Source organism: Methylobacterium nigriterrae, from assembly GCF_037106235.1.
Taxonomy (GTDB): domain Bacteria; phylum Pseudomonadota; class Alphaproteobacteria; order Rhizobiales; family Beijerinckiaceae; genus Methylobacterium; species Methylobacterium nigriterrae.
The window spans coordinates 1-896 of sequence record NZ_JBAWTG010000430.1 but is presented as its reverse complement, the minus strand read 5'-3'; the positions used below and the strand labels follow the sequence as shown (position 1 = coordinate 896).

Genomic DNA, 896 nt, shown 5'->3' with positions numbered 1-896 from the left:
TAGATGGCCTGTTCACAAGCGACAAATTCTGCCTGACGCGCGAGGGACGGCTTGCGCTGTCCTGGCGGCGAGGTCCCCGGGGCACGGGTCGCCCAGCCGGGGTCAGTCAGCCTGCTGTTTCGGGAGGGTCTTGCCCTCTCGGAGTGGGTCATGAAACGGCAGCCCTGGACGGTTGGTCGTCAGGTGGTCAGCCACCCGGCGGCCCAACGCCGATGGGATCGAGCCTACCAGCTGCTTCTGCTGATGGCCGCCGGTCCAACCCCGGCCAGCCCGAACCGCGCTCCGCTGGATCTCGCGGAGGAACGCCGTCGTGCAGATAGCCGTCTACGCCCGGGTCTCGACCCAACGCCAGGCTCAGTTCCAGACGACTGAGCAGCAGCTGGAGCGCCTGTTCGCCCATGCTCAGGCGCAGGGATGGTCCCTGCAGCCTGAGCGGGTGTTTCGCGATGACGGCTACAGCGGCGCCCATCTCCGGCGTCCTGGGCTTGAGCGCTTGCGTGATGCTGTCGCGACGGCCCGACTCGACCGGATCCTGATCACCGCGCCGGACCGGTTGGCCCGCAACTTCGTCCACCAGGTGCTGCTCGTTGAGGAGTTGGAGAAGTACGGTGCCGAGGTCGTGTTCCTGGATCGACCGATGAGCCGGGATCCTCATGACCAGTTGCTGCTGCAGATCCGTGGTGCTGTCGCGGAGTACGAGCGCACCCTGATCACGGAGCGCATGCGCCGGGGCCGGCTGCGCAAGCTGCGTTCCGGAACCCTGCTGCCCTGGACCCAGCCCCCCTATGGCTACCGGCTTGACCCTGACCGTCCGCGGGATCCGGCCGGTGTTCGTCTGGACGAGGCGGAGGCGGCGGTGGTGCGGGATCTGTTCGCCCGCTTCACCGATGAGGGCA

The 896-nt window shown here is 67.6% G+C and carries 1 protein-coding gene; it reads left to right on the top strand.

What is annotated here, in order from left to right:
- Positions 1-310 precede the first annotated feature (310 nt).
- Positions 311-896: recombinase family protein (locus WDW90_RS37575; protein ID WP_336492799.1), on the top strand; the 586-nt coding region annotated here is incomplete at its 3' end.